We start from the raw sequence: 19,337 nt of genomic DNA on the forward strand, positions 1-19,337 counted from the left end.
AGTCGGTCGTTTGCTCGGCGAACTTATTGATCGTCCGATTCTTTTGTTTTGGAATAGGACTTTGATAAGTCGCGGATCATCTCCATTTGTTTGCCAAATTGGCGGCAGGGGCCACACATTGATATGTGCATGGCTAGATGGATTTTTTCCTTAGCGGATAAAGGGCGATCCAGTTTCTCCGAGAGCAATTGGGTCGCTTGTTTGCATTTCATCATATTACGACGTCTCCTTTTGAAACCAGTGATCTTCTAAACATTCTCTTAATCGTAGACGAGCGCGGTATAAAGTGACGTTTAGGCTGCTTACCGATACCTCTTCGTTATGGCAAATTTCGGGTGTGTCCATTTCAAGAAATTCGCGCATCATAAATAATCGAGCGTATTTGGTGGGTAGCGCATCTAAGCAAGCATCGAAAATTCGCCAAAAGTGTTGGTTCTCTACGCTGTGTTCGGGCTGATCCCATTTCTTCGGACGTTCGTCTTTTTGCCAATGACCATTTGCTTCGAACAGATGCTCTATTAAGGCATCGCCATTGAGGTTCGGCCCGTTTTCGAGCTGACTGGCTGCCGTGAGGCGTTTTTCCTTGCGCAACTGGTCGATTAGCTTGTTCTTTAAGATAGAGAATACCCAAGTTTTAAAAGCCGCTTGGCGTGCAAAGCGATCAATGTTTTGAAAGGCAGAGATCATCGCTTCTTGCACTGCGTCCTCGGCTAACTGATTGTCTCGTACTTGAAGCCTTGCGAATTTCAGCATTTGCGAGCGTAACGCTTCAATAAAAGCCGTATCTTCAAAGAGGCTTGCTGCAGAATTGTCTAATTCTGCAGCGAGGTTCGCATTTGTCATTCGTTTTCTGCTTGCGCAAGGTACTCGTCTTTCAATTTGACGTAGTTAAGGCCCGCATATTGAAAGTATTCGATTTCTTTATCGTTAAGTGGACGAACTTGTTTGACTGGCGACCCCATGTACATAAAACCAGACTCTAAACGTTTGCCTGGTGGTACTAAAGAGCCTGCGCCGATAATCACTTCGTCTTCAATCACAGCACCATCAAGAATGGTGGTGCTCATCCCCACCAGTACTCTGCTACCAATGGTGCAGCCATGCAACATCGCCATATGGCCTACGGTCACATCGTCGCCGATGGTAAGCGGATGGCCTTCAGGCTTGTAAGTGCTGGCATGCGTAATGTGCAAGCAGGAGTTGTCTTGAATACTGGTGCGAGCGCCAATGCGAATACGGTGCATATCGCCACGAATTGCCACCAAAGGCCATACTGAACTGTCTTCGCCGATGGTAACGTCGCCAATAATCACGGCACTGTCGTCGACCCAAACACGGTCACCAAGTTGTGGTGTTTTGCCACGGAAAGATTTCATCACCATATAATGCTCACTTACAAAGAGGTTGGTTTATAGAATGTGCCAATAAATGAAGGAACTATTAACACAATAGCGTTTTATGCATTGAAAAAGTGTTAAGACAACCTATCTTAGTAGGAATAGTATTGATTAATGCAATGCAGCGTTCAATTTATAAAAGGATATCATGATATGTCACAGTCTGTATGGGACGCGACCAGCTTACCGAATTTTACTGGAATTGATGTTGCGAACATCGAAGCAGATCTAGAGAAACTGCTGAAGCACAGTCAAGCTGCTATTGAGGCTTGTGTGAGCGAGAACAGCAATCCAACATGGGAAAGCCTTGTTTTGCCCTTGGATCAACTGCACGACGACTTAAACAATTTTTGGTCTCCAATCAGCCATTTGAACTCAGTAAAAAACACCCCAGATTTGCGAGCAGCGTACAACGCTTGTTTGCCAAAATTGACACAGTTCTATACCGATCTTGGGCAAAATAAAGCTTTGTACCAAGCTTACAAAAATCTTGCTGAAAGTGAGGCAGCGAAAACGCTAAGCCAAGCTCAAAGCGAAGCCTTGGCGCAAACGATTCGTGATTTCGAATTGTCTGGTGTCGGCTTAGAAGGCGATGCCAAGAAACGTTATGGTGAGATCAGCCAGCGTTTGTCTGAACTTAGCAGCCAATTTGGCGAAAACGTTTTGGATGCGACACAAGCGTGGAGCAAATTAATCACCGACGAAAGTGAGTTGTCAGGCTTGCCTGAGTCTGCTCTGGCGCAAGCGAAGCAAATGGCACAAGCCAAAGACAAAGACGGTTGGTTATTCACCCTAGACTTTCCATCTTACATGCCAGTAATGAGTTACGCTGACAATGCGGGATTACGCGAAGAAATGTATCGTGCCTTTGCGACTCGCGCGTCTGATCAAGGTGGCGACATCAAATTTAATAACGCGCCTTTGATCGACGAAATTTTAGAATTACGCCATGAAATGGCTCATATTCTCGGCTTTGATAACTACGCTGAATTATCTGTTGCCACGAAAATGGCCGACAATGGTCAGCAGGTGATCGATTTCTTGGAAGACCTTGCTAAGAAGTCAAAAAGCTCGGCAGAACAAGATCTTGCACAATTGACGGCCTTCGCAAAAGACGAAAATGGCGTGGAAGAATTGAACGCTTGGGACATGACTTACTACGCAGAGAAATTGCGTCAGCATAAGTTCAGTATTTCCCAAGAAGAGCTGCGTCCTTACTTCCCGATGAACAAAGTGTTATCCGGATTGTTTCACGTGGCACAAACCTTATTTGGCGTGGATATTCGCGAAGAAAAAGAATTTGATAGCTATAACAAGGACTTGCAGTTATTCACCATCAGCAAGGATGGCGAAGACGTATCTCGCTTCTATCTCGATCCGTATGCGCGTGAAGCAAAACGCGGTGGGGCATGGATGGATTCTTGTCGTACTCGTCGACGTTTGAGTGATGACCGTTTGCAGCTGCCAATTGCCTATCTTGTGTGTAATTTTACGCCACCTATAGGTGACAATCCTGCTTTGCTTACTCATAACGAAGTGACCACCTTATTCCATGAATTTGGTCACGGTTTGCATCACATGTTGACGCAGGTGGACGTTTCTTCTGTGTCGGGTATCAATGGCGTGGCGTGGGATGCGGTCGAGTTACCAAGTCAATTTATGGAAAACTGGTGCTACGAGCCTGAAGCGCTGGCTCATATTGCAGGTCATTACGAAACCGGTGAACCGCTGCCACAGGACTTATTAGACAAGATGCTAGCGGCGAAGAACTTCCAATCTGGTATGCAGATGATGCGTCAATTGGAATTTTCTTTGTTCGATTTCCGTTTGCACATGGAATATCAAAAGGGCATTTCCGTTCAATCGGTACTTGATGATGTTCGTAGCAAAGTGGCGGTGACCACACCACCTGAATTTAACCGCTTCCAAAACAGCTTCTCGCATATTTTTGCTGGTGGCTACGCGGCGGGTTATTACAGCTACAAATGGGCGGAAGTTTTGTCGGCGGATGCTTTTTCGAAATTCGAAGAAGAGGGTATCTTCAATAAAGATACGGGCGCACGCTTCCGTGATACCATATTGGCCAATGGCGGCTCTCGTCCAGCAGCGGAATTATTCGCTGAATTCCGTGGCCGTGAGCCAAGCACCGATGCCTTATTGAGACACAGCGGCATCGCGGCATAAACTTTTGTACTGCAAGGAAGCAGCGTCTCGCCTGATGCAAATCAGCTAAGACGCTGCTTTTTTTATGACGTCGCTTTAAGGCGTTATTTTTTTTAAGGTAGTTGGGTTATGACAGTAAAACGCTTTATCGCAGGGGCTGTGTGCCCTCGTTGTAGTGAGATGGATAAAATTCGTGCTTGGCGCGACGATGACGCTGAAAAGCAATATCGTGAGTGCGTTGGTTGTGGTTACACGGATGAGCAATCTACGGTAATACAGGCGCAGCCAACCGAGATTCCTACTCGAGTGAATCAGCCCCATAGCAGTTCTCCAGAAGCGGAAGAAGTGGTGATTAACTTCATCCCAAATCCCGGTTCGACTAAGCACTAAGCTGGGATAGGTTAGATGATAAAAAGCGAATGGTGCTCCCACCATTCGCTTTTTTGTTGCTCAGTTTTCTTGCGATTAAGCGTTTTTAATCTGCATAACCACTGCCAATGGCGCGAAATGGCATATCAAGATCCAGTTCTGGCACTTGCAAGCCAATCCACGCTGGGAAAGTGTTGCTGTTTGGCCCTGGGAACACTGTGTATTCGTTTTTCCAGGGGTAACGTTTTACCGCTTCGTCTATTTTCGGAATCAATGCTTCGGCTTTAGGGCCAATAATCGAAAGCACTTTCTCTGGTTTCGCACCAAACCAATAACGGTCCGGTGTGGTGGTTGTGTATTCAGATAATGCAGGAAGTCCTCTTTTTACTCGCCAACCGACGACTTCGTGGACAGTGTATTCAGACGCGTTCTTTTCTTTGGTTGCCACCCAAGTATGAACCGCAAACCAGCCTCGCCAACTAAAAGCATCGGCGGCATAAAACTCGATAACGGCTTGTTTTTCTGTTTCTGGTGAGGGTGCGATACCCGCTGGTTCTCGGCTTGCGGTGCGCCAGTTGTCGTTTGAAGAGCAAGCACTTAAGAATAGTGTGATGAATAGAAGTCCTAGATACTTTGGCATGCTGAGTCCTTGGCAATTGGATAGTTTTAGTTCTACTAACATACGCAGGTTTCAGTCAGTTTGGGTCATTCTTTTTGAGCTTGGTAGCACTGTTCCCTATTTTTTGCCAAGTTCAAGAAAGAAGCATAAAAAAACGCCAGCAGGCTGGCGTTTTAGATCTGTTGTTTCAATGAAACAGAAAATTAGTTCATTTCAGTGATGAAATCTTCTTTCGAACGACGGACTTTTTTCAGATCTTTCAACCAGTCGCCTTCGTCTGCGCGGTAGCCCAAAGGAAGCAGAATCACAGAGCGCAGACCGCGTTCTGTTAGACCTAGAATCTCGTCAACTTTTGCAGGATCAAAGCCTTCCATTGGCGTGCTGTCTACGCCTTCTTCAGCAGCGGCAATTAGGGCCGTGCCTAGACCAATGTATGCCTGACGAGCAGCATGTTGGTAATTCACTTCAGCATCACGAGGAGGGTAAGCACCTAAAATCATTTGACGGTAGTTTTCCCAACCTTCATTTTTAAAGCCACGCTCATCGTTTACTAGGTCGAACATTTTGTTAATTCGTTCTTCTGTGTAGTTATCCCATGCAGCGAAAACCAAAAGATGCGAACCGTCAGTGATTTGCGCTTGGTTCCAAGCATGAGGGACGATGGCTTCACGCAGGGCTTTGTTTTTTACAACAATAACTTCGTAAGGCTGGAGGCCGCTTGATGTCGCTGTTAGGCGGATCGCTTCTAGAATGCGGTCTACTTTTTCTTGCTCAACGACTTTGCTTGAGTCCATTTTCTTTGTGGCATAGCGCCAGTTTAATTTTTCTAACAAATTCGACATGGTTATTCCTAAATAAGGTTTTTGTATTCCCTTAATATTGGTCTTGTAATGATTAAGTTCAAGTCGAACTTTAAGCATAAAGTAAGGAAGTTGAATAATCGGTTAATTCTCCGATTTGGTTGGTATGTTGCAATAATATCGGCAATAACGCCCTAAAATGGTTCATTTTTAAGCGAGGATGAAGTAAGGTGCGGCTTTGAAAATTTCAATGGACCCCCTTCTAATGACATTTGATCAAAAACCTTCGTTGTTTCAGCGTTATCTTCGCGGTAGTTTAGTGTTGCAAATTGCCATCGGTATTGTGTGTGGTATTGTTCTCGCCTATGTCGCACCGAGCATAGCTTTATCGACCAGTTTGCTTGGTGACTTCTTCGTCAAGGCCCTCAAAGCCATTGCGCCAATCTTGGTGTTCATACTGGTGATGGCGTCGATTGCCAATCACAAGCAAAGTCAGCAAAGCCATATTCGCCCAGTGATTCTGCTTTATATTATTGGTACCTTTATCGCTTCATTAACGGCGGTTGTTTTCAGTTTTGCTTTTCCGACCGAGCTAAATTTGGTCTCTCCTGATTTAAGTAAAAGTGCACCTCAAGGCATAGGTGAAGTCTTACATACCTTGGTATTTAAGATGGTCGATAACCCTGTAAACGCTTTGGTGCAGGGCAATTATGTAGGTCTTCTGACTTGGGCGATTGGCTTGGGCTTAGGACTACGTCATGCCTCCGATACAACAAAATCCGTTCTTCAGAATTTATCAACCAGCGTGACCGGCATTGTTTCTTTTATTATTCGCTTGGCGCCGTTTGGTATCTTTGGTTTGGTGGCCAGTACGATTGCGGCGACAGGCTTTGATGCCTTGCTTGGCTATTCCCATTTGTTGGCTGTATTGATTGGTGCCATGCTGTTTATTGCGTTTGTTACCAATCCATTATTGGTATTCTGGAAACTTCGTCGTAACCCTTATCCTTTAGTATTTAAGTGTCTAAAAGAAAGTGGCGTAACCGCATTTTTTACCCGCAGCTCTGCTGCGAACATTCCGGTTAACTTGGACCTTTGTAAGCGCTTAGACTTGGACGAAGATACTTATTCCGTGTCTATTCCTTTGGGTGCGACCATTAATATGGCTGGCGCTGCCATCACGATTACGGTGTTAACTTTGGCAGCCGTAAATACCTTAGGTATTACCTTGGACTTTGGTACCGCGTTATTGCTTAGTGTGATTGCGGCTGTCTCTGCGTGTGGTGCTTCTGGTGTGGCGGGTGGTTCGCTGTTGCTGATTCCGTTGGCCTGTAGCTTATTTAATATTTCCAACGAAGTTTCCATGCAGGTTGTGGCGGTTGGTTTTATTATTGGCGTTTTACAGGATTCTGCTGAAACGGCATTAAATAGCTCGACGGATGCGTTATTTACAGCGGCGGCTTGTCTTTCTAATGATAAGAACTAGATTGCCATAATGTGATTATCGCTCTGCGATGACAAAAAAGGGAAGCAAAGTGCTTCCCTTTTTGGTTTCTATAATGTGCTGGTTTAGGCTGTTTTAAAGCTTAAATTGGGTAACCAGTTTATCAAGTTGTACAGACAGTTTTTGCAAGTTGGTACTTGATGCTGTCAGTTCATCGGCGATTTCCGACGTTTCTGTTGTTAGCTGATTAATCTCTTCAACGTTTTTGCTCATGTCGTTTACCACGAGAGATTGCTCTTCTGTCGCAGTGGCAACTTGAATGTTCATGTCACTGATCTGGCCAATGTGCGCTGTAATTTGCTCCAGCGATGTATTGGCTTCATTCGCCTGACCAACTACTTCGGTGCTTTGATCTTGTCCAGATTGGATGGTCGCAACGGTTTTGGCCGACTGTTCTTGGAGCTTGTCGATCATTTTTTGGATTTCGTCAGTCGATGCAGCAGAGCGGCTGGCAAGGTTACGTACTTCATCGGCAACGACGGCGAAGCCTCGACCTTGTTCACCAGCCCGAGCCGCTTCTATCGCTGCGTTCAAGGCCAATAAGTTCGTTTGTTCAGAGATACTGCGAATGGTGTCTAGAATGCTACCAATCGAATCAGTCTGCGTTGCTAAAGAATCAATGTCGGCACTGATGTGTTGTATTTCAGTAGATAGCTCAGTTACTCCTTGGCGAGCGCGTGCGACTAAGCCAGCGCCTTGATGAGCTTGTTTATCCGCTTCTTGGGCTGCTTTAGCTGCTTGAGACGCGTTTTCAGCGATGTTCTCTACTGTGGCTCCCATTTCGTGAATGGCGGTGGCGATTTGAGTGGTACGGTCGCGCTCATTTAAACAGTTGGTGTGCGTTGCTTTGGCTTTCGATGCGACGTCGTTTGCGGTATGGGCAAGCTGACGGGAGTTTTCAGCAACGTTTTCAATAGCCGTGCGAACTTTAGTGATAAACTGATTAAAATGTTGGGCGATATCGCTAAGTTCGTCTTTGCCATCTAGAGACATCACAGAGCCAAGGTCCAGTTTGTCACTCGCGCTTGAAATATGTTGCTGTAGATAAGACACGCGGCTGTTAAGACGACGTAAGATCAACCAAGCCAAGAGAATAGAAGCCAATAAGGCAACCACGATTAAGCCGATCATGTTGTTGCGGCTTTTTTCATAATTTATCTGGCTTTGGGCATAGCTTTGCTGGCCTTGCTCAAGCAGTTCGTCTAGGAGCATATTGACAGCTTTACGCATAACGCCATAGCTGTTTGCGTATTTTGTTTTGTATATTTCTTGCGCGGTCGGCAAGTCATTATTTTCAATGGCGGCCAGCATAGGCGTTAGTTCGTCACGTTTAACTTTAGCAAACACGTCTATGAGTTTTTGTACTTCAGCACGCATTTTAGGATTAACTTGGGAATTTAATGCTTCCTTGAGCGCCATATCCATTTCTGGGATATCTTCGGTACGGGTTTCTTTAACGCGAGTGAGAGCGCCTTTTTGATCTTGCATGGCTGGAATTTCTTGCAGCAAGATAATATCGATACCCACACGCATACGAGGTATACGTGATGCCACTTCTGCCAGAGATCGCAGTGGTGCGCTTGTATTTTCGGCTAATTGTTTAGTTTGCTCTTGTCCACTAGAAAGGCCGCGTAAGCCAGCCCAACTAACAAGTAAGAGCACAAGGCAAGGCAGTGCTATTACGGAAATAAATTGAGCTTTTAGAGACATTTTGTTGAATATCACGATGTATTACCCACAGTAAGTTATATTTATTACGCCATTGCTGTGAAACTCAAAGTCCATTTATGTTTTACAGAGCAAGATATGCTTGGTCGATTAGTTGAGAAAATGCACGAGAGTATAAGAAAACCGTCTTTAATCAGTAATTTTTGAGCTCCTCGTGTAAGGGGATTCTTATATTACCCCTAAAAAATGACACATTTAAGTAATATTTGATGTTTTATTAATCAGTTTAAGAGGTGTGTATTGAGTAATGCATTTCGATCGCTATCAAACCTGAATTATAGGCTTTGGTTTGGTGGCGCAGTTATTTCGAATATCGGTACTTGGCTGCAGCGAACGGCGCAAGATTGGATCGTCATTGCCGAACTATCAGATAAGAATGCCTCAGCCGTAGGGCTGGTGGTATTTTTACAATTTGCACCGCAGATTTTACTCTTGCCCGTGACGGGGTGGACTGCAGATAGGATGGATCGTAGAAAGCTGCTGTTTATTACTCAGTGTTTGATGGCAGCACTGGCATTAATTCTTGGCATATTGGTATTGAGTGGTCATGTTGAGCTATGGCAAGTGTGTGCTTGTGCGTTTGCATTAGGTTGCGTTGCCGCCTTTGACGCGCCTGCTCGTCATGCTTTTGTGTCGGACCTTGTGAGTGAAGACGAGCTATCAAACGCCGTTGGCCTGAATTCCGTGTCCTTCAACTCTGCACGTCTTGTAGGTCCAGCTATTGCAGGCATACTGATCGCCCTAATCGGGACGGGTTGGGTGTTTATGATCAACGTGTTGTCTTTTATTCCTTTGTTAATGGCTTTGCATCTTTTCAAGAGTCGCTTGCCAAAAGTGGAGGTGGATAACAGTAAAAAGACGCCAGATGTGGCCAAGTTTCTGGATGGTTTTCGGTACATTTGGCTGCATCGTGAGATGGCCGTCATACTGGTCATGTCATTTTTAATTTGCAGTTTAGGTATGAATTTTTCGGTTTATCTTTCGGCGATGACAGTGCATGTGTTTCAAGGCCATGCAGATCAATATGGCTTCTTAATTTCTATGATGGCGATCGGTTCGATTAGCGGCGCTTTAGTCACTGCTAGCCGCCGCTCCTCACCGACATTTCGTTTTATGATCTATGTCGCTGCTATGTTTGCGGTGAGTTGCTTCTTGGTCGCGATTAGCACGTCATTCTGGGCGTTCGCTGTGTTGCTTATTTTGCTCGGTCTTAGTTTGCAGCTGTTTACCACATCGACGGCTTCTTATATGCAGGTGGCAACGGAGAAGCGCTATCGAGGCCGAGTGATGGCTGTGGTTCTGGCAACCGCAATGGGCAGCACCGCGTTGGGTGCACCTTTGGTTGGCTGGGTTGCAGACTTCTTTGGCGCGAGATGGGCCATTGGCGTGGGCAGCTTTTCGGGTCTGCTCGCTGCCAGCTTGGGCTTCTGGTTTTTGCGCCAACAGGTAAACACAAAGCGATAGGATTCACTATAATTTAGGGTGAGTAACTCAATTGGCGTGTGCTTGGCACTTGTGTCTAACTACAGTAGTCTTGAATTGATGTAATTTGTACCAGTCTAACAATATCGATGGAGAAGTGTATGTCGCAGCATCTTGTATTGAGTTTTATTGGCGAAGACCGCCCAGGCCTTGTTGAGCGTCTGTCCGACACCATCGCGCGTTATAATGGCAATTGGCTAGAAAGCCGCATGGCGCATTTGGCAGATAAATTTGCCGGTATTTTGACTGTCTCTGTGCCTTTGGATCAGCAAGAAGCTCTAGTGAGTGCTTTGCGTGATTTTGAAAAATTGGGTCTGCATGTCACCGTTGAAATAGCGAAACAAAGTTCAGGATCTGGCTCGACCTTGTCTTTATCCGTGGTAGGGAATGATCGTCCGGGGATTGTTAAAGAAGTGTCTCAAGTGCTGCATTCCTTGATGGTTAACGTTAAAGAGCTCACCACTACGTGCGAACCCGCGCCGATGAGCTCTGATATGTTATTTAAAACCGATATGGTGTTGGCTGTGCCGAAAGATCTACCTTTGTCAGAATTGGAAGCGGCACTGGAGAAAATCAGTAGTGATTTAATGGTGGAATTGTCTGTTAATCAGTTTGCCTAGTCCGGTAAATTAGGTTTTTGTCCGCTCATAGTTGGGTTTAGAGCGATTCTAGGTTGTCTAAACACCACTGTGCTCTTTCTAAGACGGCGTGCTTTTGTGCGTCGTCTTGCTTGTCCCAGTTGCCGTAAATCATACCGATGCGATGATTCTTAGCAAGGCGGTCTCGATGCTTGACCATAAAGCGCCAATATAAGCTGTTAAGAGGACATGACTCTGCGCTGGTTTTCTCTTTTACCTTGTAGTGGCAATTCCCGCAGTAGTCACTCATTTTCTGCATATAACTGCCGCTTGCCGCATAGGGCTTAGAAGCAATCCAACCGCCATCAGCGAATTGACTCATACCACGCGTGTTGGGCAATTCCACCCATTCTAGGGCGTCCACGTAAATCCCCAGATACCATTCGTCGACTTGCTGCGGCCGAATTTCGGTTAATAGGCAAAAGTTGCCTGTCACCATCAAGCGTTGAATATGATGGGCGTAAGCATAATCGAGAGATTGCCCTATGGCGTTAGCAAGACACTTCATTTTTGTCTGCCCGTTCCAGAAAAAACTGGGCAGAGCTCGCTCGGCGTTTAAGGCATTTTGTTGTTGATAATCAGGCATATTGATCCAATACATGCCGCGCACATATTCGCGCCAGCCGAGAATTTGTCGCACGAATCCTTCGATTTGGGCGATGTCGATATTGTCGTTTTCTCGATAAGCCGAAATGGCGGCTTTTATGACGTGCTTTGGGCTGATCAATTTCGCGTTAAGCGCAAAAGACAAACGTGAATGGTACAAGCTCCAACTATGGGGTGTTTGGCTTGTCATGGCGTCTTGAAAGCGGCCAAAATTCGGCAGCAAGTGCTCGCAGAAAAAGGTAAGCAAACTCAGCGCGTCTTGGCTGGAAACAGGCCAAAGTAAATTGGATTCTGCTTTGCCAAGAAAAGGAATCTCGTGACGCTGAATGCGCTCAAGCAAATGCGCCACATCATGCTGAAAACATAAGGGCGCTGGAATGTCGTCCAGATCTTTTGCTTTGAGTTTATTGCGATTGGCCACGTCGTAGTTCCATTGGCCGCCTTCAGGCTCTCTTTCGTCCGCCATTAAGATATTAAAACGTTGGCGCATCTTGCGATAAAAATGCTCCATACGAACGGTACTTTTTGCCTGAAAAAAGTTAGGAATTTCGTTGAATGGTAATAAGAAATGCTCGCTATCAACCATGTTAAATGTTGGCTTTGAATCGCTTGTGATTAACTGGTGATATTGTTGAAGCACGCGATATTCGTCGGGGCGCTGCAGCTCTATACGATCAATATTATGTTGTTTAGTGAGGCTTAAAATGACTTCTTCTAGGCTCTGATTTTGCGTGTCATCCAAAGTGAGATAACACACGTCATGGCCGTTTTCTTTTAAGGCACTAGCAAAGCGTTCCATGGCGAGGAAAAACGCGCAAAGCTTTTGAATATGATGTGTGACATAGGTAGCTTCTGGGTGCAGTTCAGCGATCAAATACAGCACACCTTGATCTTGTTGTTTGAACCAAGAATGTGTCGAATTAAGTTGATCACCAAGAATAACGCGCAGTGTGTGGAATGGTTTCATGAGGATGTCCTTACTTTCGGTTGTCTGGATTTTGCCCGACTATTCGAACGCACATGGGTGGCTAAAATGCGTTGTTTTTCTTGCTGAACGTTTGGTTGCTCACGATATCCCCAAAGGCGATCACGGGCCTCTTTTGCGGCCTCTTTGAGACTAACAATGGGCGCTGGATAGTTTTCTCCAAGGCTGAATTGATACAAGGCTTCCTCCATCGGTGACATTTCCCAAGGAGAGTGTATCAATGGTACAGGGACTTCAGCCAATTCCGGCACCCAACGGCGAATAAACTCGCCATCTGGATCTTGGTCTTGAGCCTGCTTTACGGGGTTATAAATCCGAATGGCATTTGAGCCTGTGACACCAGCTTGCATTTGAAATTGTGGGTAGTGAATCCCCGGCTCAAAATCGAGGAATAGCCTGGCTAGGTGATGTACGCCTAGGCGCCAATCAATGTTTAAGTGATGACATAGAAAGCTTACCAGCATGGCGCGCATACGAAAGTTAATGTAACCGGTGTGATGCAAAGCTCTCATGCACGCATCAACCATCGGATAACCCGTTTGTCCTTGTTGCCAAGCAATTAAGTCTGCCTCGACTTGGTCATCTTGCCGATAAGGGAAGTGGGCGTAAGCTCGGTTAACAGGTTCAAACTCCATGCGGCATTCACTTTCAAATTTTTGCATAAAGTGGCAGTGCCAATGCAATCGAGAGCTGAGTGCAATAAGGGTTCGTTTCCAGCCAGCGGTTTTCCAACGCGATAGCAGGTCTTGATAGACTTCTCGGAGACTGATATTCCCCCAAGCGAGATAAGGAGACAGTCTTGTACAGGCTGATCGGCTGCTAAGAGGACTGGAAATAGATCGATAATAGTCTTTGCCGCGCCCTTCATAGAAGCTGTCTAAGGTTTTCCAAGCCAGCGTAGGGCCGCCCGTTTGCATGCCTTTTTGTGGTGTTTGCCATGAGGCTGGAACCGACAGAGGTGGCGAGTCTATCTGATACCAAGTGGTTGCTTTAAGGTCGATGTTTGCCAAGGGGGCGCGCATGACATGTTGCCAATCCTCATCCCAATTTTTTCTGTTATCAAGTGGTCGTATTACCGCGCCTGTTGGTGACTCATGCCACGATATGTCTTGTCGCTGACACCAAGATTTGATCTCAATATCACGCTGGAACGTGAGGCCGATGCCAATTTCTTCACTACTGAATAATTCATCGAATTGCGTGGCGTCATGAAGCGCTTCAAGTGCAGGCAGGGCTTCTTGCCAAACTATGTGTATATGCCCACCATGTTCGGTTAGTTGGCGATTCATATCCTCTAAAGACTGCCAAACAAAGCGCCAGTGGCGCTCGCTGTAATGTGGATCAGCGATCAGGCTGGGTTCAAAGATATACAACAGGATAATCGGTCTGTTGTTCGCCATGGCCGATGCAAGAGGTAGATGATCGCTAAGGCGTAAATCTCGCTTAAGCCAAACTACCGCTGGTTTTATGGCAATATTGCCTGTCATCTGGTGGTCGCTCATTTGGTCGGATAAATGGGCCAGTCGGCCGCATCGACCGAGTCCAGTTGCGTATCAAAAATTTGGCCTTGCCATTTATGAATAAAGAGCTGATTTGGGTCGTATTGTTCGGTTTGCTTTTGCAAATTAAAGTGGCGGCCACCTCTTGGGTCTGCTCCGACGCCCGCGATGTATTGCCAATTGCCCCAGTTTGAGCCAACACTGTAATCGATCAATTGTTCTTCAAAATACGCCGCGCCATAACGCCAGTCGATGCCTAATTCATAGATCAAACAACTGGCGGTAATTTGGCGACCTCTATTGCTCATAAAGCCTGTCTCACTGAGCTGTTTCATACAGGCGTTAACCAAAGGGTAAGGCGTGTTGCCTTGGCTCCATTTGCGAAAACGTTCCGCATAATAACTGCCTTGAGTGTGTTTTCCCGTGATGCCGCTGGGTAAGAAAAGGCGTTTGCCGTAACGAGTCGCGTACCAATGAAAATACTCGCGCCAGAGGAGCTCGAAATAGATCCAGTAGGTTGATTCATTTGCGCCATGATCTCGTTCGTAGACCTCGATGCTGGCTTTGACTTGTCTGGCTGACAGACTGCCCTGTGCAAGCCAAGGGGAAAATTTAGTGGAGTTCTCCCAACCGTCTAATTCATTACGTGTTTCTTTATAGCTGTCTGGTAGATCAGTGGAAAAATAATCGCTTAGCTGATCTATTGCGGCTTGTTCACCACCCGTAAATGCTTTGTTGTCATCAATGACTTTGATTTGCCAAGGTCGAATGCGTTGCAGATCGAACTTCGGAACGGGTGGCAGTTTTTGCAAGGCTGGCAGGGGCGTGAACGTATCTAAGTTCTCTACTAAACGCCGGAATTTGGAAAAAGAATCGGGCAATTCTGCCGTATCAAATGGCAGCTGAGAGGGCGTGAATAAGCTCAAACCATGATCCAGATGAATGCGAACATCAGGAAAGTTATTGGCGATACGCTTGAGTGTTTGCCGTTCATCCCAACCAGAGTGATGATTACGATAAATGTGTGAGATTGGCACTTCGTTGAGCAGCAAGCTTAAGCTGGTGGCCGCATCCATAGAACTAACGAATAGCGTCTGCCCTAAGGCTTGTAGCTGCATGGCTAAGTCTTGCAGACCTTGGTCTAAAAATCGGCGGCGGTTGGCAGACATGCCTTGTGTTGCATAGCGACTAGGGCGGTTATTATGAGGTTCATCGCAATACAGACAGACAAGATAATCGACCTCCTGAGTTGCTCGCCAAAGCATGTTCTGATCTGCGCAGCGCAAATCATCTCCGAACCAAACCACACCCAATTTCATCACATAACCCTATTTATTTGTTTTAACTAACTTTAGTACGTATTGAAGAGAGTATTGGTTTAATTAAGATGCAAATCGATTCTGTGTCGATTGCATAGGAGGATTTTGTTGTACAACTGAAAGTTTTTACTGAATTTTTTGCGGCTAGACAAAAACCATAATGAAAATAGGGTTATAATGCGCGAAATTTTCCTGTTTACGTTAGAAGGTAGTGATAATTATGAGTCTTCCAAATTGCCCAAAATGCGATTCCGCCTACGTGTATGAAGATCAAGCTATGTTGATTTGCCCAGAGTGCGCGCACGAGTGGAATCCGAACGAAGTTGTCGTTGACGAAGATGCACTCATTATCAAAGACATGGGCGGTAACTTATTGCAAGAAGGCGATAAAGTGACCCTAGCGAAAGATCTTAAAGTCAAAGGCTCTTCTCAAGTGCTAAAAATCGGCACTAAAGCGACTATTAAGCGCCTTGTAGATGGCGACCACGACATTGATTGCAAATTGGATGGCGGCGGGGAAATGATGCTGAAATCTCAGTTTGTGAAGAAGTCTTCTGTTTAAGGCTGATTGATCTGTTATAAATGATCAGAAACATAATACGAAAAGCAGAGAAGAGGGTCGTCTTTTTCTCTGCTTTTTTATTGGATCAATGTTATTGGAAGGGGCTAATTAGTATTTATTTAAGATCTTCGCTTTAAAGACATAACTACCAAATGGCACTAATGACGCAACAAATCCCATCAAGGCGTGTTTTGATGACACCCCATATCGAGACACACTTAACATCAAAAGAATGTTAAACAAGATAAACAACCCACCATGAATTGGGCCAATGATGCTCACATACTCTGGCATGTCCATCAGGCGCTTCAATGGCACGGCAATAAAGAGCAGCAGTAAAAGCGATGTGCCTTCTAAAATGGAGATTAAACGTAAAAATTTCATACTATGTCTCTTTGGTTGAAGTGTGTTGAAAGAATGTCTTCAGCGCTAATCAGACCCCAGAATAGCATTTTAATTTCATCATAAGGTCGGTTATTTATGGTGAGAAATTTTAATCACAAATCAATATTTTGTTGCTTACATTGCAAAGACAGAGACGAAATCCCAACACTCTTGGCATGATGAAAAGTGTGAGGTAGAAGCTAGCTCGACATAATTTCTTACTGTTTAAAACCATTCTTTTTATGGTGCCGAAATAAGGAAAAAAAGAAAAATAGCTTTGAGTTATAATTAAATGCATGTTTAATAAAAATGTCACATTAATTCGTTATACACACATGGAGAGTCATTTTATGGGAAAAATTACCTCATCTATTCTTGTTGCTTTACCACTATTGAGCAGTGTTACGTTTGCAGCTGAAGATACCAGTTGCGCACCAAAAGAATACACTATGGCGCTGCGTTATCAGCAACAGTCTGCCGAAGTGATGGCGTTACAATTGCAGGCGTACCAGTTTGCCACGCAGCGTTTTATTCAACTTTTAGCGAATCATCATTCAGATAAAAAGCCTGCTGTGGTGTTGGATTTGGATGAAACAGTGATCGATAACACGCCATTATTAGTTCGTGATGTAAATAATTGCCACGATTATACATCTTGGGATACTTGGAGTGATTGGGAGCAAAAAGGCGAGCCAACCTTGATCCCAGGGGCTAAAGATTTTATCGACTTTGTCACAAAACAAGGTGTGAAAATTTACTATATCTCAGATCGTTTTCAGGAGAACAAAGCTGACACGATTAAGACACTGAAAAAGCTGAATGTTGCTCAAGTAAGCAGTGATAATGTGTTGTTGTATACCGAGTCGAAAGAAGCACGTCGTGATGTCGTTCGTAAAGAGCACGATATTATTATGTTGATAGGCGACAGCTTACATGACTTTGCTGCCGAATTTAAAAATAAGGAATCGACTGAGTATCAGCGTGGTCTAGTTGCCAAAGAAGCGGCGCACTTTGGTAACAACTGGATTGTTATGCCAAATGCTTCGTACGGCTCTTGGTCGAAGTCAGAGCTAAAAACGTGGAATGAACAAAACGCAAAATAACGTTTACCAGAGGGTCAAAAAGCCGATGCTCGTTCTAGCATCGGCTTTTTTGTGGGTATTGGGGGGAATATCGCTTTTAAAATAAGCTCTTTAATGAGTCATCATTAAGCCATTATTTTGCTAGACCCCTCGAGTCAGAACAGGTTTTTGAGTATTTGGAAGCGTTGTAATTTTTATCTAACAAACTTCGAATACTTGCAGTTCTACCAACGTTGGTTTGCGGATACCGACGCCGATGAAGACACGTTCTGTAATCCACTGAAAGCGCTCAGAACTGGTTTCAAATTTGGGGACACAGCGAAAATAAACGTGCTTTGGGTCCACTAGTTCACCGTCTTTGATCTTTTGAGTGATTTCAGCAGATGCAACACGTATGGCTTCGTTATGGATGTAAATACGTTCACCTTGGTCTGTTTCAAAGACGTAGCGAGCGTCTAAGTGAGACATTCTTGGTGAGACGATAAGCTGATAATCGGCACCACCCGCAAGCACTTCGCCTTGCCAGCCGTCACCGGTGACTTTGCCACCTAGGATAGGAATGATTCGACGCTCTCCGTGAAGGGTTTTACCCACCTCTTGCGGTGCAGCGACTTCTATTTCTAATGTTGCAAAATGTTTAAGTTCGGGTGCTGTGATCATGGATTACCTCGTATTTTTATTCTATTGAGTACCAACGAAATAAGGTACCACTTTGAATGAGAGTCTCGCGACGATTTTTCCCTAATACCTTAGAAGCTGAATATTGCACAAGTGAGCAGTGACAATGTGCTGCTGTATACCGAGTCGAAAGAAGCACGTCGTGATGTCGTTCGCAAAGAGCACGATATTATTATGTTGATAGGCGACAGCTTACATGATTTTGCTGCCGAATTTAAAAATAAGGAATCGACTGAGTATCAGCGTGGCCTCGTGGCGAAAGAAGCAGCCCATTTTGGTAACGACTGGATTGTTATGCCAAATGCTTCGTACGGCTCTTGGTCGAAGTCAGAGCTAAAAATGTGGAATGAAAAAGCCGAAAAATAACGCAGAATAGAACATAAACAGCCAATACGAATGAAGGTTTGCATTGGCTTTTTATTCAATTTCTGTTCAAGGCAGCATCATTTCTTAATCCTATCCCTTGTCTGTGTTTTGCCTGCTTCCACTTCGGCAATAGCTTCGTTCAAACGAGAAGCGTTTTTTGGGCTTGCCATCAAATAGGCAGTCTCCTCATACGCTTGAAAGCCCTCTAAGCTAATCAATACGGCTGGTTTGCCACCCTGACGAGTAATGAGAACAGGCTTATGATCGTCATTCACTTTATCAAGCGTGCTAGCAAGATTTGCTCTAAAAGCTGAGTAACTTAACGTATCCATATTTTACTCCTGCAAGTCAGTGTTTAATTTTTTCCATACGCAAAGATTTTAGCTTGTCTTAGTGACTGGGAAGCATGAGTAACACTTAGCCATACTTAAAATGAAGAGAGTAACGTCACTTTTTAAACAAGCTCTAATTTGAGTTTTTTACCTAACGCTTTCGCGGCATTGTCCAAGGTATGCAGCGTGACAGATGTGTTTTTTGGATCAAGCAGTCTATCCAATCCAGAGCGGCTTGTTTTCATCAGCTGCGCCATTTTCGTCTTAGACAAATGTTCCTGTTCAATCTTTTGTTGAATCTGCCATGCAACGACTCGTTTTATAGCAATAGCGTTGGTTTCAGCTAAGATGCCTTCCTCTTCAAGGAACTCGTCAAAGGAAGATCCGATGTGTTTGTTAGCCATTTTCAACCTCACGTTTTCGTTTTTTAGCCAGATCTAATTCAGACTTAGGTGTCTTTTGGGATTTCTTCATAAAGCCATTCAGTAAAATTAATTCGTTATTTCTAAAGAAAAATAACACCCTAGCAATACGACCACCCTCTAAGTTAGTGCGCACTTCCCACAGCCCATCTCCCATATAACGACATATGGGCATACCGATAGGCCAACCGTATTCTGCTGTTTTGATATCCTGTCCTATGGCGCTTCTATCCTCTTTTGTAAGAGACAAGAACCATTCCCTGACAGGTTCACTTCCCGACGCAGTTCGGAAAAAGCGAACAGACACTTTCTTGTGTTTTATGTTATTCATGAATTAATTTGTACCATAAATGGTACGTTTTTGTATAGTTGTTTATTTACGTATGGGGAAGTGGAAGAAAC

22 protein-coding genes are annotated in these 19,337 nt (G+C 44.8%); 8 read left to right on the plus strand and 14 right to left on the minus strand.

Features of this window, described 5'->3' with window-relative positions:
* Positions 1 to 23: 23 nt before the first annotated feature.
* Genes DFP75_RS18700 through DFP75_RS08460 form a run of 3 tightly spaced genes read right to left on the minus strand, consistent with a single transcriptional unit; the run spans position 24 to position 1,382 of the window.
* Positions 24 to 215 carry a zf-HC2 domain-containing protein gene (locus DFP75_RS18700; protein ID WP_110574569.1) on the minus strand — a complete coding sequence of 64 codons (192 nt, stop codon included), beginning with the start codon at positions 213 to 215 and terminating at the stop codon, positions 24 to 26.
* Position 216: 1 nt separating this feature from the next.
* The gene (locus DFP75_RS08455) at positions 217 to 843 is read right to left on the minus strand and encodes an RNA polymerase factor sigma-70 (RefSeq protein WP_110574571.1); all 627 of its coding nucleotides are present in this window, start codon (positions 841 to 843) and stop codon (positions 217 to 219) included.
* Positions 840 to 1,382, minus strand: coding sequence for a gamma carbonic anhydrase family protein (locus tag DFP75_RS08460; protein ID WP_110574573.1), 543 nt, complete (start codon positions 1,380 to 1,382; stop codon positions 840 to 842). Before DFP75_RS08460 ends, DFP75_RS08455 begins: the two co-directional genes overlap by 4 nt.
* Before the next feature lie 168 nt (positions 1,383 to 1,550).
* Between DFP75_RS08460 and prlC the strand changes: the two genes are divergently transcribed.
* Both prlC and DFP75_RS08470 read left to right on the plus strand, forming a co-directional pair.
* The gene (prlC, locus tag DFP75_RS08465) at positions 1,551 to 3,581 is read left to right on the plus strand and encodes an oligopeptidase A (protein WP_110574575.1); all 2,031 of its coding nucleotides are present in this window, start codon (positions 1,551 to 1,553) and stop codon (positions 3,579 to 3,581) included.
* A 108-nt stretch (positions 3,582 to 3,689) separates the two neighbouring features.
* Complete coding sequence (locus tag DFP75_RS08470; RefSeq protein WP_110574577.1) at positions 3,690 to 3,950, plus strand: YheV family putative zinc ribbon protein; 261 nt, start codon at positions 3,690 to 3,692, stop codon at positions 3,948 to 3,950.
* 85 nt (positions 3,951 to 4,035) lie between these two features.
* On the opposite strand, the gene DFP75_RS08475 is transcribed toward DFP75_RS08470, so the two are convergent.
* Positions 4,036 to 4,569 (minus strand): DUF3750 domain-containing protein, encoded by a 534-nt coding sequence (locus DFP75_RS08475; protein WP_110574579.1) that lies wholly within the window; start codon positions 4,567 to 4,569, stop codon positions 4,036 to 4,038.
* 182 nt (positions 4,570 to 4,751) lie between these two features.
* Entirely contained in the window at positions 4,752 to 5,390 is a 639-nt protein-coding gene (locus tag DFP75_RS08480; protein ID WP_110574581.1) for an NAD(P)H-dependent oxidoreductase, read from the minus strand.
* Positions 5,391 to 5,613: 223 nt separating this feature from the next.
* Between DFP75_RS08480 and sstT the strand changes: the two genes are divergently transcribed.
* A complete protein-coding gene (sstT, locus tag DFP75_RS08485) occupies positions 5,614 to 6,834 on the plus strand; it encodes a serine/threonine transporter SstT (protein WP_245927014.1) in 1,221 nt (406 codons plus the stop codon).
* Positions 6,835 to 6,927: 93 nt separating this feature from the next.
* Here sstT and DFP75_RS08490 read toward each other — a convergent pair whose 3' ends face one another.
* Positions 6,928 to 8,577, minus strand: a complete 1,650-nt coding sequence (locus tag DFP75_RS08490; protein ID WP_220032627.1) for a methyl-accepting chemotaxis protein — start codon at positions 8,575 to 8,577, stop codon at positions 6,928 to 6,930.
* Positions 8,578 to 8,820: 243 nt separating this feature from the next.
* On the opposite strand from DFP75_RS08490, the gene DFP75_RS08495 reads away from it, so the two are divergent.
* Both DFP75_RS08495 and DFP75_RS08500 read left to right on the plus strand, forming a co-directional pair.
* Positions 8,821 to 10,044 (plus strand): MFS transporter, encoded by a 1,224-nt coding sequence (locus DFP75_RS08495; protein WP_110574585.1) that lies wholly within the window; start codon positions 8,821 to 8,823, stop codon positions 10,042 to 10,044.
* Between the two features lie 119 nt (positions 10,045 to 10,163).
* On the plus strand, positions 10,164 to 10,682 hold the full coding sequence (locus DFP75_RS08500) for a glycine cleavage system transcriptional repressor (RefSeq protein ID WP_110574587.1): 519 nt from the start codon (positions 10,164 to 10,166) through the stop codon (positions 10,680 to 10,682).
* A 37-nt stretch (positions 10,683 to 10,719) separates the two neighbouring features.
* Here the strand turns inward: DFP75_RS08500 and DFP75_RS08505 are convergent, their stop codons facing one another.
* Genes DFP75_RS08505 through DFP75_RS08515 form a run of 3 tightly spaced genes read right to left on the minus strand, consistent with a single transcriptional unit; the run spans position 10,720 to position 15,109 of the window.
* A complete protein-coding gene (locus DFP75_RS08505; RefSeq protein ID WP_110574589.1) occupies positions 10,720 to 12,273 on the minus strand; it encodes a cryptochrome/photolyase family protein in 1,554 nt (517 codons plus the stop codon).
* The gene (locus DFP75_RS08510) at positions 12,270 to 13,778 is read right to left on the minus strand and encodes a cryptochrome/deoxyribodipyrimidine photo-lyase family protein (protein WP_110574591.1); all 1,509 of its coding nucleotides are present in this window, start codon (positions 13,776 to 13,778) and stop codon (positions 12,270 to 12,272) included. Before DFP75_RS08510 ends, DFP75_RS08505 begins: the two co-directional genes overlap by 4 nt.
* Before the next feature lie 11 nt (positions 13,779 to 13,789).
* Positions 13,790 to 15,109, minus strand: a complete 1,320-nt coding sequence (locus DFP75_RS08515; protein ID WP_110574593.1) for a DASH family cryptochrome — start codon at positions 15,107 to 15,109, stop codon at positions 13,790 to 13,792.
* A 220-nt stretch (positions 15,110 to 15,329) separates the two neighbouring features.
* Between DFP75_RS08515 and DFP75_RS08520 the strand changes: the two genes are divergently transcribed.
* Positions 15,330 to 15,671 carry a zinc ribbon domain-containing protein YjdM gene (locus DFP75_RS08520; RefSeq protein WP_110574595.1) on the plus strand — a complete coding sequence of 114 codons (342 nt, stop codon included), beginning with the start codon at positions 15,330 to 15,332 and terminating at the stop codon, positions 15,669 to 15,671.
* Between the two features lie 108 nt (positions 15,672 to 15,779).
* Here DFP75_RS08520 and DFP75_RS08525 read toward each other — a convergent pair whose 3' ends face one another.
* Entirely contained in the window at positions 15,780 to 16,055 is a 276-nt protein-coding gene (locus tag DFP75_RS08525) for a DUF3817 domain-containing protein (protein WP_110574597.1), read from the minus strand.
* 350 nt (positions 16,056 to 16,405) lie between these two features.
* Between DFP75_RS08525 and DFP75_RS08530 the strand changes: the two genes are divergently transcribed.
* The gene (locus DFP75_RS08530; protein WP_110574599.1) at positions 16,406 to 17,158 is read left to right on the plus strand and encodes a 5'-nucleotidase, lipoprotein e(P4) family; all 753 of its coding nucleotides are present in this window, start codon (positions 16,406 to 16,408) and stop codon (positions 17,156 to 17,158) included.
* 177 nt (positions 17,159 to 17,335) lie between these two features.
* Here the strand turns inward: DFP75_RS08530 and DFP75_RS08535 are convergent, their stop codons facing one another.
* Entirely contained in the window at positions 17,336 to 17,797 is a 462-nt protein-coding gene (locus DFP75_RS08535; RefSeq protein WP_110574601.1) for a DUF3237 domain-containing protein, read from the minus strand.
* 111 nt (positions 17,798 to 17,908) lie between these two features.
* Here DFP75_RS08535 and DFP75_RS08540 point away from each other — a divergent pair, with 111 nt between their 5' ends.
* Positions 17,909 to 18,181, plus strand: a complete 273-nt coding sequence (locus DFP75_RS08540; protein ID WP_220032628.1) for an HAD family acid phosphatase — start codon at positions 17,909 to 17,911, stop codon at positions 18,179 to 18,181.
* Positions 18,182 to 18,258: 77 nt separating this feature from the next.
* Here the strand turns inward: DFP75_RS08540 and DFP75_RS08545 are convergent, their stop codons facing one another.
* From DFP75_RS08545 to DFP75_RS08555, 3 genes are all read right to left on the minus strand, one after another.
* Entirely contained in the window at positions 18,259 to 18,513 is a 255-nt protein-coding gene (locus DFP75_RS08545; protein WP_110574606.1) for a type II toxin-antitoxin system Phd/YefM family antitoxin, read from the minus strand.
* 122 nt (positions 18,514 to 18,635) lie between these two features.
* Positions 18,636 to 18,917 carry an XRE family transcriptional regulator gene (locus DFP75_RS08550; protein WP_110574608.1) on the minus strand — a complete coding sequence of 94 codons (282 nt, stop codon included), beginning with the start codon at positions 18,915 to 18,917 and terminating at the stop codon, positions 18,636 to 18,638.
* Positions 18,910 to 19,266 (minus strand): type II toxin-antitoxin system RelE/ParE family toxin, encoded by a 357-nt coding sequence (locus DFP75_RS08555; RefSeq protein WP_110574610.1) that lies wholly within the window; start codon positions 19,264 to 19,266, stop codon positions 18,910 to 18,912. The genes DFP75_RS08550 and DFP75_RS08555 overlap by 8 nt, the downstream gene beginning before the upstream one ends.
* Between the last annotated feature and the right edge of the window lie 71 nt (positions 19,267 to 19,337).

Origin of the sequence: Marinomonas alcarazii, assembly GCF_003208215.1 — a bacterium.
Lineage (GTDB): Bacteria > Pseudomonadota > Gammaproteobacteria > Pseudomonadales > Marinomonadaceae > Marinomonas > Marinomonas alcarazii.